The sequence below is a fragment of the Kitasatospora sp. NBC_01302 genome (assembly GCF_035976515.1).
In the GTDB taxonomy this organism is placed as follows: Bacteria; Actinomycetota; Actinomycetes; order Streptomycetales; family Streptomycetaceae; genus Kitasatospora.
Window position 1 is genome coordinate 8,823,405 of sequence record NZ_CP108404.1, and the last position, 14,584, is coordinate 8,837,988.

At 74.0% G+C, this 14,584-nt stretch carries 11 protein-coding genes; 8 read left to right on the forward strand and 3 right to left on the reverse strand.

The features are described from left to right. Window positions 1-17 precede the first annotated feature (17 nt). Complete coding sequence (locus tag OG294_RS38495; protein WP_327071221.1) at window positions 18-1,106, reverse strand: SCO2583/SCO2584 N-terminal domain-containing protein; 1,089 nt, start codon at window positions 1,104-1,106, stop codon at window positions 18-20. Window positions 1,107-1,188: 82 nt separating this feature from the next. Between OG294_RS38495 and OG294_RS38500 the strand changes: the two genes are divergently transcribed. The 6 genes from OG294_RS38500 (at window position 1,189) to OG294_RS38525 (ending at window position 8,642) form a co-directional block, all read left to right on the forward strand. After that, window positions 1,189-1,695, forward strand: a complete 507-nt coding sequence (locus tag OG294_RS38500) for an HD domain-containing protein (protein ID WP_327071222.1) — start codon at window positions 1,189-1,191, stop codon at window positions 1,693-1,695. Between the two features lie 262 nt (window positions 1,696-1,957). After that, on the forward strand, window positions 1,958-2,272 hold the full coding sequence (locus OG294_RS38505; RefSeq protein ID WP_327071223.1) for a Scr1 family TA system antitoxin-like transcriptional regulator: 315 nt from the start codon (window positions 1,958-1,960) through the stop codon (window positions 2,270-2,272). Between the two features lie 2 nt (window positions 2,273-2,274). Further along, window positions 2,275-2,505, forward strand: coding sequence for a DUF397 domain-containing protein (locus tag OG294_RS38510; protein ID WP_327071224.1), 231 nt, complete (start codon window positions 2,275-2,277; stop codon window positions 2,503-2,505). Window positions 2,506-2,897: 392 nt separating this feature from the next. Further along, the gene (locus OG294_RS38515; RefSeq protein ID WP_327071225.1) at window positions 2,898-3,626 is read left to right on the forward strand and encodes a hypothetical protein; all 729 of its coding nucleotides are present in this window, start codon (window positions 2,898-2,900) and stop codon (window positions 3,624-3,626) included. Continuing rightward, window positions 3,626-5,236 (forward strand): DNA polymerase Y family protein, encoded by a 1,611-nt coding sequence (locus OG294_RS38520; protein WP_327071226.1) that lies wholly within the window; start codon window positions 3,626-3,628, stop codon window positions 5,234-5,236. Before OG294_RS38515 ends, OG294_RS38520 begins: the two co-directional genes overlap by 1 nt. A gap of 139 nt (window positions 5,237-5,375) precedes the next feature. After that, entirely contained in the window at window positions 5,376-8,642 is a 3,267-nt protein-coding gene (locus OG294_RS38525; RefSeq protein WP_327071227.1) for an error-prone DNA polymerase, read from the forward strand. Window positions 8,643-8,721: 79 nt separating this feature from the next. Here the strand turns inward: OG294_RS38525 and OG294_RS38530 are convergent, their stop codons facing one another. Continuing rightward, complete coding sequence (locus OG294_RS38530) at window positions 8,722-9,447, reverse strand: siderophore-interacting protein (RefSeq protein WP_327071228.1); 726 nt, start codon at window positions 9,445-9,447, stop codon at window positions 8,722-8,724. Window positions 9,448-9,810: 363 nt separating this feature from the next. Between OG294_RS38530 and OG294_RS38535 the strand changes: the two genes are divergently transcribed. Both OG294_RS38535 and efeB read left to right on the forward strand, forming a co-directional pair. Beyond that, window positions 9,811-11,838 carry an FTR1 family protein gene (locus OG294_RS38535; RefSeq protein ID WP_442789292.1) on the forward strand — a complete coding sequence of 676 codons (2,028 nt, stop codon included), beginning with the start codon at window positions 9,811-9,813 and terminating at the stop codon, window positions 11,836-11,838. 97 nt (window positions 11,839-11,935) lie between these two features. Beyond that, window positions 11,936-13,168: an iron uptake transporter deferrochelatase/peroxidase subunit gene (gene efeB / locus OG294_RS38540; RefSeq protein WP_327071230.1), complete on the forward strand. Its 1,233-nt coding sequence runs from the start codon at window positions 11,936-11,938 to the stop codon at window positions 13,166-13,168. Here the strand turns inward: efeB and OG294_RS38545 are convergent. Next, window positions 13,161-14,345, reverse strand: a complete 1,185-nt coding sequence (locus tag OG294_RS38545) for an alanine--tRNA ligase-related protein (protein WP_442789391.1) — start codon at window positions 14,343-14,345, stop codon at window positions 13,161-13,163. The genes efeB and OG294_RS38545 overlap by 8 nt on opposite strands. Window positions 14,346-14,584 lie beyond the last annotated feature (239 nt).

Below are 14,584 nucleotides of genomic sequence, written 5' to 3' on the forward strand. Positions count from 1 at the left end.
CCGGAAACCCTCGTGCCCTACTGGGGCAGCCGGTTGTCGGCGCTCAGGACATCGCCCTGCACCGCCGAGCCCGTCGCCCGGCGCACCGCGCCGATCGCCGGGTCGGAGATCGAGACGGTGAGCGTGCAGGACGGCTGCCCGGTGATGGTGTTGTGCGAGTCGACCGGCGGCGAGAGCCGCTGCAGCACCGCGTAACCGTTGATGCCGGGGCACAGGGCCTGGGCCGGCAGCGTCACCCGGGCGGACCCGCCGTGCGCCGCCCCGATGTGGATGGCGCCACTCGCGGTGCGGGGCGTGCCGGCGTCCAGTGTGACGGGCAGGCCGTGGGCGCCGGCGACCAGCCCGTCGGGGCCCTCGATCTCCACGGCCACGCCCTCGGGGCCCAGCGGCTGGCTCAGGTCCAGCGGCTGCAGGCCGTCGCCCGGCGCGAGGAGGAGGTCGATGGTGAACCGGCCCGGGTCGTGGGCCGAGCTCGGCCCGAACCCGTAGGAGCCGAGCATGAGTTGCGGGCCGGACGGCGGGCTGCCGACCGGCTCCGCGAGGGCGACGGGGGCGACGCCGGTGGTGCCGGGGGCCGAGGTGGGAGCCGATGCGGGAGCAGCGGGCAGCGGGAAGTGGTGGAACCCCTTGACGCCGCACTCCCCGCCGTCGGAGACCCCGCCCCCGGGCAGCGCGGCATCCGTCGACGGCCGCGGGGATCCGGGGCTGCCCTGGGACGGGGTGCGGCTGCCGGAGCCGAACGCGGACAGCAGCCCTTGGCTCGGTCCGACGGCGATGGTGACCAGGGAGAGCAGCACGGCCAGCACGGCCAGCAGCAGGTACCACGGCCTGGAGCGCTCCTTGCGCCCACGGGCGCGGGCCTTTCCGGCGGGCCCCGTCGACCAGCGGCGGCCACCGGGATCCACCGGGGGTTCGTGGTGCCAGCGCGCCGAGAGCATCCGGGTCCTGGCCGCCGGCTCCTTGACGGAGGCGCTGCGGATGAAGTCCTCGTCGAGCACCAGCCCGTCGAAGGGATCCGGTGTCGTCGGTTCCTGCTCCGGTCCCGGTTCCGGCCCCTGCCCCGGCTCCTCGGAGGGATGTGGTTCCTGGTCATCGGCTATCGGCACGGCGTCAGTATGCCCGGGTGTCGCGGCACACCGTTCGTCGGGGATCATCGAACCCGGTAGCAGCGAAGAGGGGGACTCCGAGATGGCAGCTCTGACGGTCGCCGAGGCCGACGCACTCGCGGCGCTGGCCCACGCCGGGCAGGTCGACAAGATCGGCGTTCCCTACGTCGAACACGTCCGCGCCGTGGCCCACGGGCTCGCACCCCTGGGCAGTGTCCTGGAGATGGCCGGGCTGCTGCACGACGTCATCGAGGACACGGACCGGACCGCCGACCACCTCCTCGACGCCGGCGTGCCCCGGGCCGTGGTGGACCTGGTCCGGGCCGTCACGAAGCGCCCGGGCGTGCCCTACGACGAGATGATCCGCCAGGTGGCCGCCGATCCACTGGCCTGCCTGGTGAAGATCGCCGACAACGCCCACAACGCGCTCCCGGACCGCGCCGCCCGCCTGCCCGAGGACAAGCGAGCGCAACTGGCCGCGAAGTACGCCGCGGCCCGCCGGGTGCTGTGGCCGGCGGCGGAGCGCCGGGACGTCGAGACGATCCTGCGCCGGGTGAACCCGGCACTGCTGGCGGAACTGGACGCGTGAGGCGCACCGTTCGGACGTGCCAGTGCCCGGCCCGGCTCGCCGCCGGCACGAGGAGATCCTGCACCGTCGTCGGTCAGCGGCGGCGGCCGCTGGCGCGACCCGCCTCGCCGCTCCCCGCGGTACCAGCGGACTTGGCGGCCAGCAGGGCGGTGCGGACGCGTACCGCGCCCTGAGGCGTGACGGGGGCTCCACCACCGACGGCCACTGCTCGGTTCCCAAGGCCCGCACAGCCGCGGCAGACGCCTGACCGGGGCACCGGGTCGTGGCACTCGGCACACTCGGAGTACCGGGCCGCTCGGGGCTGTTCGGGGACCTGGACGACCGGATGAACATCACCATCCAGCTGATGCCGTTCAGTGCCGGCTTCCACCCCGGCCTGGACGGGGCGTTCGTGCTCATGGGATTCGCGCCGCCGAATCCGAACGTCGTCTGGGTGGAGAATGGCCCCAACTCGGTGTACTTCGAGGGGTCAGCTGACGTGGAGCGGTACACCGAGGTCTTCGACCACCTGCGGGCCCGTGCCCTCGGTCCACCCGAGACCCGTAACCAGATCAACAGGAGCCTCAAGGAGCTGTAGGCGTGAGCACCACCAAGCCCGACCCCGCCGAGCTGGACTTCTCCGGCGTCACCTGGGAGAAGTCCCCGTTCAGCGGCGGCAATGACAACTGCGTGGAGTTCGGGGTGGCCGGCGAGTTCATTGCCGTCCGCGACTCCAAGCGCCCTGAGCAGACGCCGCTGGTCTACACCCGTAACGAGATCAAGGCCATGATCCTCGGTGCCAAGGCCGGTGTGTTCGACCATCTCGTCTGACCGGGCGTAGCAGTCGTCCGGAGTGATCGGCAGTGGAGTGGCGGCCGACCCCAGCGTCAGCGGGGTCGGCCGCCATCGTGTTTGTGCCTGCCCGGTGGTGGGTGGGTGCTGCGGGCGTGCGGGCGTGCGGGCGTGCGGGCGTGCGGGCGTGCGGGCGTGCAGGCGTGCGGGCGTTGGCGTTTGGGCGAGATAACGCTGCGTGTTCGCCTTGCTTCGTCCTGGGGATGCTCCCTGTTCGGTGGGATCGGTGGGTCTTCGCCAAGGCGGGACGCTTGCCGTTCCGAGGGTGTGGCTGTGAGCTGCGAGTATGACATTGATTCGAACGGGTGATCGAACGATAGCAGAGCGAAATCCGGCTTTGCTTTTCCGTACACATGTTCGATCCTGGTCTCGTGGAGGCATCACTCAGCGCACTGGCACCTCAGCTCCAGCAGGCCCGGCCCGGGCCGCTGGTGCCGGTGCTGCCTGCCCTGCGGGCGCTGCTGCCGCAGCGTGGGCTGCGGCCGGGCACCGCTGTGTCGGTCGGCGGGGACACCGCACTGCTGCTCACGCTGGCCTCTGCCGCCACTGCGGCCGGGACCTGGTGCGGGGCGATCGGGCTGGGTGGGCTGGGACTGGTGGCCGCGGCCGAGCTGGGTGTGCGGCTCGACCGGTTCGTGCTGGTCGAGTCGCCGGGGGAGCGGTGGCCGGAGGTCGTCGCGGCGATGGCGGACGCCTTCGGGATCCTGCTGGTGCGTCCGGTCGGGCCGGTGGGCGGGGCGGTGGCGGCCCGGCTCGGTGCGGTCGCCCGTCGGACGGGGTGCGTGCTGCTGGTGGCCGGTCCGTGGCCGGGCGCGCAGGTGTGCCTGGAGGTCGTCGACCGGTCGTGGACGGGGGTGGGCCGGGGCCGCGGCCGGCTGCGGGCCCGCCGGATCCAGGTGACGGCCGCCGGGCGCGGTGCCGCGGCCCGGAGCCGCACGGTGGCGCTGTGGCTGCCTGACGAGAACGGGACGATCAGCCCGGTCGAGCCGCTGGTGACGGGCACCGGGCCGGTGGCCGACGGCACTCCGGTGACTGCCGGCAGTCCGGTGGCCAGCAGCCCGGTGGCCACCGGTGCGCGTGCTCCGCTGGCGGTGGTGTGATGAGCAACAGTGCGATCAGTGACGGCGGGATCAACGGCGGCGCGATCAGGAACAGTGCGATCAGCGACGGTGCGATCAGTGACGGCGCGGCGCCCAGGGCGCTGGCCGCCTGGTGTCCCGACTGGCCGGTGATCGCCGTGCTCGGTCCGCACCCGGCGCCCGAGCGGCTGGTGGCCGTGGTCGAGCGCGGCCGGGTCCTGGCCGCCACCGACGCCGCCCGCGCCGCCGGTATCGGCCGCGGCCAGAAGGTCCGCACGGCCCAGGCCACCGTGGCCGGCCTGGAGATCCACGAGCGTCAGGTGGACGAGGAGGCGAAGCAGTTCGAGCCGGTCGCCGACGCCGTCGGCGCGCTCGCCGCGCGCCTGGAGGTGCTGCGGCCGGGGCTGCTGGCGGTCCCCGCCGACGGGCCGGCCCGCTACCACGGCGGGGAGGAGCGCCTGGTCGAGCGCGTCTACGACGCGATCGAGGCGGCCGGTCACGAGTGCCGGGTGGGCGTGGCGGACGGTCTGCTCGCCGCGCAGCTGGCCGCCCGGACCGAGCAGGTGGTACCCGCCGGACACAGCCCCCGGTTCCTGGCCGGCTTCCCGGTCGCCGAGCTCGGTGACGCGCGGCTGGCGGACCTGCTGCTCCGGCTCGGTCTGCCGACGCTCGGCCGGTTCGCCGCGCTGCCCGTGCGGGCGGTGGCGGACCGGTTCGGGGCGGCCGGCCTGGCCGCGCACCGCCAGGCGCGGGGCCTGCAGGCCAGGCCGGTGATCGCCCGTCCGCCGGGGCTCGACCTGACGGTGGAGGAACGCTTCGAGCAGCCCTCGCTGCTGGCGGAGCCGCTGGTGTTCGCCGCGCGGGCGCTGGCCGAGCGGCTGCACGAGGGCCTCGCCGCGGCGGGGCTGGCCTGTGAGCGGGTCGAGGTGGAGGTGGAGTGCGCCGACGGCACGTGCGCGGCGCGGGCCTGGCGTCACGAGGGGCTGCTGTCGGTGGGGGCGGTGGCCGAGCGGGTGCGCTGGCAGCTGCAGGCCTGGCAGCACCGCCGGGTCTTCGCCGAGGAGGCCGGCGGGGTGGTGGCGCTGCGGCTGGTGCCGGACGGCCTGGTCCGCGATCCGGGCCGGCAGCTGTCCCTGCTGGACGGGGACCGGGAGACGACCGAGCGGGTGGAGCGGGCGGTGGCCCGGGTGCAGGCGATCCTCGGGCACGCCGGCCTGGTGACGGCGGAACTGGCGGGCGGGCGCAGTCCGGCCGACCGCGTCGTGCGCACGCCGTGGGGGGACGCGCACCAGGAGCGGCGGGCGGACGGCCCCTGGCCGGGCCGGCTGCCCACGCCCTCGCCCGCTCACGTCCCCGCGGTGCCGCCGCCGGTGCGGCTGCTGGACGCCGACGGCCAGGAGGTCGCGGTGACCGCCCGGGCCGAGGCGTGCGGTGCGCCGGCCCGTCTCGTCCTGGCCGGCCGGGTGCTGGAGGTGACCGGCTGGGCCGGCCCCTGGCCGGCGACCGAGCGCTGGTGGGAGGAGGACGCCCGGCGGATGGCCCGGCTGCAGGTGACGGTCTCCGACGGGCGGGCCTTACTGCTGCTCGTCGAGGGCGGGCGCTGGCGCATCGAGGGCGCCTATGACAGCTGACCGATATGACAGCTGACCGGGCCGCATCCCACCACCACTGCACGCCACTTGACCACCACTGCGCACCACCCCACCACCACTGCACACCACTCGGCCACCACTGCACAGCACGTGGCACCACCGGAGCAGGACCGCCGACATGGGCTTCACCAACCACCCCGACCTGCCGTGGAGCGAGCTGCGCCGCCGGATGACCGGCGGCCGGAGCGCCGCGGACCGGACGGTGATCCCGTTCCCCGGCCCGCCGCCGGGCCCTGCCGCACCCGCACCCGCCCGCCCGGCCTCCGCCCGCCCCACACCCGTCCCGGCCTGGGCCGAGCTGCACGTCCACAGCAGCTTCTCGTTCCTGGACGGCGCCAGCGCCCCCGAGGACCTGGTCGCCGAGGCCGCCCGGCTGGGGACCGAGGCCCTGGCGGTCACCGACCACGACGGCCTGTACGCGGCCGCGATCCTCGCCACCGAGGCCCGCCGCGCCGGCATCGCCACCGTCTACGGCGCCGAGCTCACCCTCGGTGCCACCGGTGAACCGACCGGCACCCCCGACCAGGACGGCGAGCACCTGCTGGTGCTGGCCCGCGGCGCCGAGGGCTACCGCCGCCTGGCCCGCACGATCGGTGACGCCCACCTGGCCGGCGCCGGCAAGCGCCGCCCCAGCTACGACGTCGACCGGCTCCCCGACGCCGCGGGCGGTCACTGGGCGATCCTGACCGGCTGCCGCAAGGGCGCCGTCCGCCGCGCCCTGGACGTCGAGGGCCCGGCGGCCGCCGAGCGCGAACTGCGCGCCCTCGCCGAGCGCTACGGCCCTGGCAACGTCCACGTCGAGCTGACCGACCACCACACCCCGGGTGACGACGAGCGCAACGACACCCTCGCCGCGCTCGCCGCCCGCACCGGACTCGCCGTGGTCGCCTCCACCGCCGCCCACCACGCGTCCCCCGCCCAGACCCGCCTCGCCCAGACCCTCGCCGCGCTGCGCCAGCGCCGCAGCCTCGCCGACGCCGAGCCCCACCTCGCCGCGGCCGGCACCGCGCACCTGCGCTCCCCGGCCGAGATGGCTGCCCGCCTCGCCCCCTGGCCCGGCGTCCAGCAGGCCACCGTCGACCTCGCCCGCGCCTGCGCCTTCGACTTCACCACCCTCGCCCCCGAACTGCCCGGCTTCCCCGTCCCGGAGGGCCACACCGAGGCCAGCTGGCTGCGCCACCTCACCGAGCGGGCCGCCGCCGGCCGCTTCGACGCCGCCGACCGCCGGGCCCACCAGCAGGTCGCCTACGAGCTGCAGGTCATCGAACAGCTCTCGATGTGCGGGTACTTCCTCATCGTCCACGACCTGGTCGACTTCTGCCGCCGCCGTGACATCTGGTGCCAGGGCCGCGGCTCGGCCGCCAACTCCGCGGTCTGCTACGCCCTCGGCATCACCGCCGTCGACCCGATCCGCTACGGGTTGCTGTTCGAGCGCTTCCTGAGCCCCGAGCGCGACGGGCCGCCGGACATCGACCTGGACATCGAGCACCGGCGGCGCGAGGAGGTCATCCAGTACTGCTACGACACCTATGGCCGCACCCACGCCGCCCAGGTGGCCAATGTGATCAGCTACCAGCCCAAGCTGGCCGTGCGGGACGCGGCCCGGGCGCTCGGCTACGCGGCCGGGGACCTCGACCGCTTCAGCCGCGAGACCGGCTGGCACGAGACGCCGCCGTCCGAGGCGGTGCCCGAGGAGGTGCGCGAGCTGGCCGGCCAGTTGCGCGGGCTGCCGCGCCACCTCGGCATCCACTCCGGCGGCATGGTCCTCACCCGCCGGCCGATCGCCGAGGTCTGCCCCACCGAGTGGGCCCGGATGCCCGGCCGCTCCGTCCTGCAGTGGGACAAGGACAGTTGCGCGCACGCCGGGCTGGTGAAGATCGACCTCCTGGGGCTCGGCATGCTCTCCGCCCTGCACGACGCCTGCGACCTGATCGCCCGTCACCACGGGGTGCGCTACACCCTCGCCACGATCCCGCCCGAGGACGACGAGGTCTACCGGATGCTCGCCCGGGGCGACACCGTGGGCCTGTTCCAGGTCGAGTCCAGGGCGCAGGCGTCCGCGCTGCCGCGGATGCGGCCGAGCAGCTTCTACGACCTGGTGGTGCAGGTCGCCCTGATCCGGCCCGGACCGATCCAGGGCGGCTCCGTCCACCCCTACATCCGCCGCCGCAACCACCGCGAACCCGCCACCGTCCCGCACCCGCTCATGGAGCGCGCCCTGGCCAAGACCCTCGGGGTGCCGCTCTTCCAGGAGCAGATGATGCAACTCGCCATCGACTGCGCCGGCTTCACCCCGGCCGAGGCCGACCGGCTGCGCCAGGCCATGGGCGCCAAGCGCTCCCACGAGCGGGTGGCCGAACTGCGCGAGCGGCTGCTGACCGGCATGGCCGAGCGCGGCATCCCGCCGGAGGCCGCCGAGGACGTGTACGGGAAGATCGAGGCGTTCTCCAGCTACGGCTTCCCGGAGTCGCATGCCGCCTCGTTCGCGTTGCTGGTCTACGCCTCCGCCTGGCTCAAGCTGCACCACCCGGCCGCCTACACCTGCGCGTTGCTGGCCAACCAGCCGATGGGCTTCTACTCCCCGCAGACGCTGATCGCCGACGTGCGCCGCCACGGCGTGGAGGTCCGCCCGGTCGACATCAACCGGAGCGCGGCCCCGCCCACCCTGGAGCCAGGCCCTTCGCAGGCCGGTGAACCGGCGATCCGGCTCGGCCTGGAGAGCGTGCGCAACCTCGGCCCCGAGCAGGCCGAGGCCATCGCCGCGGGCCGGCCGTACACGGACCTGGAGGACTTCGCCCGCCGCACCGGGCTCGAAGCCCCCGAGCTCGAAGCCCTGGCCACCGCCGGGGCCTTCGCGAGCCTGGGCCTGAGCCGCCGTCAGGCGCTGTGGTCCGCGGGCCTGCTCACCCGGACCGGCGAGGGCATGCTGCCCGGCACCGCCCCGGGCCTGCGGGCCCCCGAGCTGGCCCCGATGACCGCGATCGAGGAGACCATCGCCGACCTGTGGGCCACCGGGGTCTCCGCCACCAGCCACCCCGTCCAGCACGCCCGCTCCCACCTGGACCGTTGCGGCGCCCTGACCGCCGCCGCCTTCAAGAGCGCCCCTGCCGACACCCTGGTCGCCGTCGGCGGCCTGGTGACCCACCGCCAGCGCCCGCCGACGGCCGGTGGCGTGCTCTTCATCTCGCTGGAGGACGAGACCGGCCTGATCAACGTCGTCTGCCAGCCGCACGTCTGGGAGCGTCAGCGCCGCACCGCACTGCAGAACGCCGGCCTGCTGGTCCACGGCACCGTGGAGCGCCGCGACGGCGCGGCCAACCTGGTCGCCAGCCGCCTGACCCCGCTCACCCTCGCCCCGGGCACCCGCAGCCGCGACTTCCGGTGACCGCTGCCGGTGACCGCCGCCGGGGTCGGCCCGGATATCGGCCCGGATATCGGCCCGAAGGCCGGTCCGGGTGCCGTGGTCAGGGCCGCCAGTAGCCGAGGGCGTGCAACTGGCCGCGGGCCAGGCCGAGCTCCTTGCGGGCCAGCTGGGCCAGCGCACGGGTGGTGGCGGTGTCGCAGGTGAACCAGAGGTAGGCGTCGGCCAGTTCGGCGGGCGTCATGGCCGTCAGGGCGCTGCGGACCTCGGCCACCAGGTCCGCACCGCCCCGGCGCCGGGCCACCCGCCGGACCCGGCAGGAGCCGTCGTCCGGCCCGACCGGCAGCTCGGCGTCCGTGTCGTGCTGGGTCTCCAGCCAGACCTGCGCGGGTGTGCCGGGCAGTGCGGCGAGCAGGGAGTTGACCGCCGGCAGCGAGGCGCAGTCGCCGACCGCCAGCAGGTGTCCCGGCGGCGGGTGCGGCAGGGGGAAGCCGGTGCCCTGCACGGTGGCCTGGATCCGGTCGCCGGGTCGTGCCGCACGGGCCCAGCGGCTCGCGCAGCCGTCGTGCAGCGCGAACTCCAGGTGGAAGGTGCCCGTCGCGGGATCCGGCTCCACCAGGGTGTAGGCCCGTTGGTGCGGACGGCCGTTGTCGTCGAACCACAGGCGCACCCACATCGTGGGGTGCACCCCGGTCGCCGCCAGCATCCCGCCGTCGGTGCAGGACACCCGCCGGTAGTGCTCGGTGATCTGCTCGACCCCGGTCACCGTGAACTCGTAGTCCTTGCCGCGCATCAGCTTGAGGACGACGCCCTCCCAGCCGTGACCCATGCCGGTCTCCTCCCATGGCGGACGTGGCGGCTCGGCAGGCCCGAGACCCTGAAGTTAGGTTAGCCTAACCTCAATCTTCAAGATTCCCCCAAAGTTCCGCCGGGTCGCGGTCAAGGTGGCCGGTGCGGGTGGGGTGATCCGGCTCGCGAGTGACCGGTTCGCGCGTGGGGAAATCGGTCAACGTCCAGGATTGAAGCCCAAGTTGGCAGTAGTCTGAATGTGCGCGGGGTCGTGCTCCGACTGCCCCTGCCGGAGGCTGGACGCGCTGGTTAGGCATGGCTTACCTTATCGGCCGTGAACTGGGCTGAGGCGGTACCAAACCTGTTGATCGGCTTGCGCGAAGGCCTTGAGGCCGGGCTCGTCGTGAGTATCCTGCTGGCCGCGCTGCGCCGGACCGCGGACGGCGGTCGGCGGGTGTCGCGGGCACCCGTCTGGCTGGGCGTGCTGGGCGCGGTGACGGTCGCCGCGGCCTTCGCGGCCGTGCTGACGTTCTCCACCAGCGTGCTGTCCAGCGCGGGGCAGGAGGCGGTCGGCGGACTGCTGAGCGTGCTGGCGGTCGGCCTGGTGACCGCCATGGTGTTCTGGATGCGGCGCACCGCCGCCCATCTCGCCCGGCAGTTGCGCGGGGAGGTGGAGCGGGCGAGCGCGATCGGCGCGGGCGCCCTGGCGCTGACGGCCTTTCTCGCCGTCGGCCGGGAGGGCCTGGAGACGACGCTGTTCCTGTGGACGGCCGTCAAGGCCTCCGGCTCGACGCTGGCCCCGCTGGTCGGCGCCGGGCTGGGGCTGGCGGGCGCGGTGGCGCTCTGCTGGCTGCTCTACCGGCAGGCGGTGCGGCTGAACCTCGGTGTCTTCTTCGGCCGGACCGCGCTCGCGCTGGTGGTGATCGCCGCCGGGGTGCTCTCCTACGGCCTCGGGGACCTGCAGGACGCGGGGCTGCTGCCGGGCAGCCACTGGGTGGCGTTCGACCTGAGCGCACACCTGGACCCGGGCTCGTGGTGGGTCTCGATCATCACCGGGTTCACCGACCTGGCACCGAGGATGACGGTGCTGCAGGTCGTGGCCTGGGCGGTGTACCTGGCCGTGGTGGTCCCGCTGTTCGTCCGGGCCGGCCGCCCGGCGCCCGCCCCCGCGGCGCGAGCGGCCGCTGCGACCCCCGCGCCGGAGCCGGCCGCCGCCACCCCGGAGCCGGCCCGCGCGGACCGGTGGGAGCGCCTGGCCGGCGGCCGCCTGTGGACGGTGGCCGGGGTGCTGGTGGTGGTGCCCGCGCTGGCCGCCACGACCGCGATCGCGCTGCTGCCCGACGGCAGCGCCGCGGCCGTCGAAGCGGTCACGGTGACCCGCAAGACGTGCGCCGACGAGTGGACCTCCGGCCACACCGGCACGCAGACCTTCTCGGTCGACAACAAGTCCGGCCAGTCCGGTGAGATCAACCTGGTCAACTCCAGCGGCGCGGTGGTCGCCGAGATCGAGACGATCGGCCCGGCCACCACCGCTCAGATGACGGCCACCCTGGGCAGCGGCGCCTACACCATCAACTGCCTGATGTCGGGGAGGACCACCTCCTCCGCCACCGTGGCGGTCAGCGGTCACACCGGCCGGACGGCGCCGCTGGCCGTGAAGCCGGTCAGCGTCGACGACCTCACCCCGCCCGACACCGCCTACCAGCAGTACGCCGCGGGCGTGCTCACCCAACTGTCCGGCGCGGTGGCGGCCATCACCGCGGACCTCCGGGCGAACGACCTCGCCAAGGCGAAGACCGACTGGCTCACCGCCCAGCTGGACTGGGAGAAGGTCGGCGCCTCCTACGACAGCTTCGGCGACGAGGGCACCGCCGTCGACGGCCTCCCGGACGGGCTGCCCGGCGGCGTGCAGGACAGCGGCTTCACCGGCCTGCACCGCCTGGAGTACGGCCTGTGGCACGGTCAGAGCGCCGCCGACCTGCTGCCCGTGGCGAACACCCTCACCACCGACGTCGCGACCGTCAGCGCCAAGCTGACCACCGACGACGAGGCCGGTGACCCGACCAACCTGCCGACCCGCGCGCACGAGATCCTGGAGGACGCGCTGCGCGACCACCTCTCCGGGATCGACGACGAGGGCGCCGGCGCCGCCTACCCGGAGACCTCCGCCGACGTCCAGGTGACCCGGACCGTGCTCGCCGAACTCACCCCGTTGATCAACGCCCGGGCCCCCAAACTCCTGGCGACGACCGACCAGCAGCTGGACGCACTGGACTCCGCGCTGCTCGCCACCCAGACCAACGGCAACTGGACCGCCCCGCAGCAGATCCCGCTCGCGGCCCGCCAGCGCGTCGACGCCGCCATCGGCACCCTCCTGGAAACGCTCGACCAGGTTCCGGACCTGCTCGAGGTCCCGCCTTCCGCCCAGTGAGCCTTCCGCCCTCCGCCCAGTGACCCTCCCGGGCACCGGGCGGCCGGACCACAGACCAGCACGCAGACGAGACGAAAGAAAGAGCGGGCCCTCAACCATGGACGTCAGCCGTCGCAGATTCCTCTCCGGTGCCGCCGCGGGCGCGGCCGGAACCGCACTGACCGGCGGGATGCTGATCGGCGGCGCCCAGGCCGACGCCCACGCGGCGGCCGGCGGCCAGGCCGCCGCCGACTCCTACCCCTTCCACGGCGCCCACCAGTCCGGCATCCTCACCCCCGGCCCGTCCGGCAAGCAGAACGCCTCCTGCTACGCGGCCTTCGACGTGACCGCCAAGGACAAGGGCGCACTCGCCGACCTGATGCACACCCTCACCGACCGGGCCCGCGCCCTCACCACCGGCGGCGCGGCCCCGGACCTGGGCGTCGGCCAGCCCCCGGCCGACAGCGACGTCCTCGGCCCGGACATACCGGCCGACGGACTGACCGTCACCACCTCGGTGGGCGCCAGCCTCTTCGACGACCGCTTCGGCCTCGGCGGGCACAAGCCGAAGAACCTCACGCCGATGCGCATCTTCCCCAACGACTCGCCCGAACCGGCCTGGCTGCACGGCGACCTGCTGCTCCAGATCTGCGCCAACCACCCCGACACCGTCCACCACACCATCCGCGACATCGCCAAGCACACCCGCGGCGCCATGCAGCTGCGCTGGAAGATCGAGGGCTACAACTCCCCGCCCCGGCCCTCCGGCACCGGCCGTAACCTGCTCGGCTTCAAGGACGGTACCGCCAACCCCACCGGCGGCACCGCCGAGCAGCTGATCTGGGTCGACGACCCCACCGAGCCCGCCTGGGCCCAGGGCGGCTCCTACCAGGTCGTCCGGCTCATCCGGATGCTCGTCGAGTTCTGGGACCGGGTCTCCATCAGCGAGCAGGAGAACATGTTCGGCCGCCGCCGCGACACCGGCGCACCGCTGGACGGCACCAACGAGTTCGACACCCCGGACTACGGCGCCGACCCCAAGGGCAACGTCATCCCGCTCGACTCGCACATCCGGCTCGCCAACCCCCGCACCCCCGACACTGCCGACCAGCGCCTGCTGCGCCGCTCCTACAACTACGACCTGGGGCTGGACCAGAACGGCAACATCCAGTCCGGGCACATCTTCGCCTGCTACCAGCAGGACGTGAAGCGCCAGTTCGAGACCGTCCAGACCCGGCTGGTCAACGAGCCCCTGATCGACTACGTCCAGCCCTTCGGCGGCGGCTACTTCTTCGTGCTGCCCGGTGTCGCCGACGCCCAGGACTGGTATGGGCGGGCCCTGCTCAGCTGACGCCCGGCCGCAGGTGCAGCACGAGGTCGCGGGGCAGGCCGTGGGTGTCGTGGAGGTAGTGGAAGTCCTCCTCGCCCAATGGCCCGCGGAACCGGGGCCGGGCCAGCACCTGCCGGCCGCGCTCCAGCAGGCGGCCGAAGCGGCGCTCCTCGTCGAGCAGCGTCCGGCGCACCAGCTCCGGGTCCTCGTCCTGGCGGAAGCGGCCCAGGGTGTGCCGGACCAGCTCCTGCGGCAGATCGGCCAGGGTGCGCCCCGGGTCGTCGCGCCGCAGCACGGTGAGCACCCGGCGCACCAGCCGGCGCAGCACATAGCCGCGGCCGGTGCTGCTCGGGCGCACCCCGTCGCCGATCACCACGACGGCCGAGCGCAGGTGGTCGCAGACCAGCCGCAGTGACGGTTCGTCCAGCTCCCACAGCGGCGGCACGAGCCGGCGCCAGGGGTCGAAGACGTCGCACTCGAACACCGAGCGCCGGCCCTGCAGCAGCGAGGCGAGCCGCTCCAGGCCGTGTCCGGTGTCGATGTTGCGCTGGGGGAGCGATACGAGCGAGCCGTCGTCGAGCCGCCGGTGGCGCATCATCACGTGGTTGCCCACCTCCACCCAGCGGTCGTCACCGGTCGGCGTCGACTCCGGCGGGGTGTCGCCGGTCCACAGGAAGATCTCCGAGTCGGGGCCGCACGGGCCGGTGGGACCGTTGGACCACCAGTTGTCCTCACAGGTGAGTTCCACCGGCACGCCGTGCTGCTGCCACACCTCCAGGGAGGCGGTGTCCGGGCCCGTCCGCTCGTCGCCGCCGAAGACCGTGGCGTGCAGCAGTCGGGGGTCGATGCCGAACCCCTCGGTGAGCAGCCCGTAGCCCCAGTCGAGGCTCTGCGGGCCCTCGTAGTCGCCGAGCGACCAGGTGCCGAGCATCTCGAAGACGGTCAGATGGGTGCGGTCGCCGACCTCGTCGAGATCCGTGGTGCGCAGGCAGCGCTGCACGTTGACCAGCCGTCGGCCCAGCGGGTGGGGGCGGCCTTCGAGGTAGGGGGTGAGCGGGTGCATGCCCGAGGTGGTGAAGAGCACCGGGTCGCCGGGCGGCGGGAGCAGGGTCGAGCCGGTGATGCTGCGGTGGCCGCGGTCCTCGTAGTACTCGACGAACGTGCGGACGATCCGGTCGGTGTCCAGGTGGGTGTTCATGCTGGTGTTCACGTCGGTGTTCAGGCCGGTGTTCATGTCGGTGCCCATGGGGTGCTCCTTCGCGGGTGCGAGCGGGGAGGCACCGGAGAACGGTCCGCACGAGCGTCGGAACCGGAGCGTGGAGCGGGCATGAACGCACCGGCGGACCGTTTCCGGTCGCCGGTGGGGGTGGGACGTACGTCAGGCGGCGGCAACCGGCGAGCTGGTCGCTCGCGCGGTCGCGCTGGTGCTTCGGCCGG

Excerpts from the sequence above, each read along its gene's own strand:
- OG294_RS38500 (WP_327071222.1), top strand. The coding sequence starts at position 1,189 with ATGGCAGCTCTGACGGTCGCCGAGGCCGACGCACTCGCGGCGCTGGCC.
- OG294_RS38520 (WP_327071226.1), top strand. The coding sequence starts at position 3,626 with ATGAGCAACAGTGCGATCAGTGACGGCGGGATCAACGGCGGCGCGATC.
- OG294_RS38525 (WP_327071227.1), top strand. The coding sequence starts at position 5,376 with ATGGGCTTCACCAACCACCCCGACCTGCCGTGGAGCGAGCTGCGCCGC.
- OG294_RS38530 (WP_327071228.1), bottom strand. The coding sequence starts at position 9,447 with ATGGGTCACGGCTGGGAGGGCGTCGTCCTCAAGCTGATGCGCGGCAAG.
- efeB (WP_327071230.1), top strand. The coding sequence starts at position 11,936 with ATGGACGTCAGCCGTCGCAGATTCCTCTCCGGTGCCGCCGCGGGCGCG.
- OG294_RS38545 (WP_442789391.1), bottom strand. The coding sequence starts at position 14,345 with ATGAACACCCACCTGGACACCGACCGGATCGTCCGCACGTTCGTCGAG.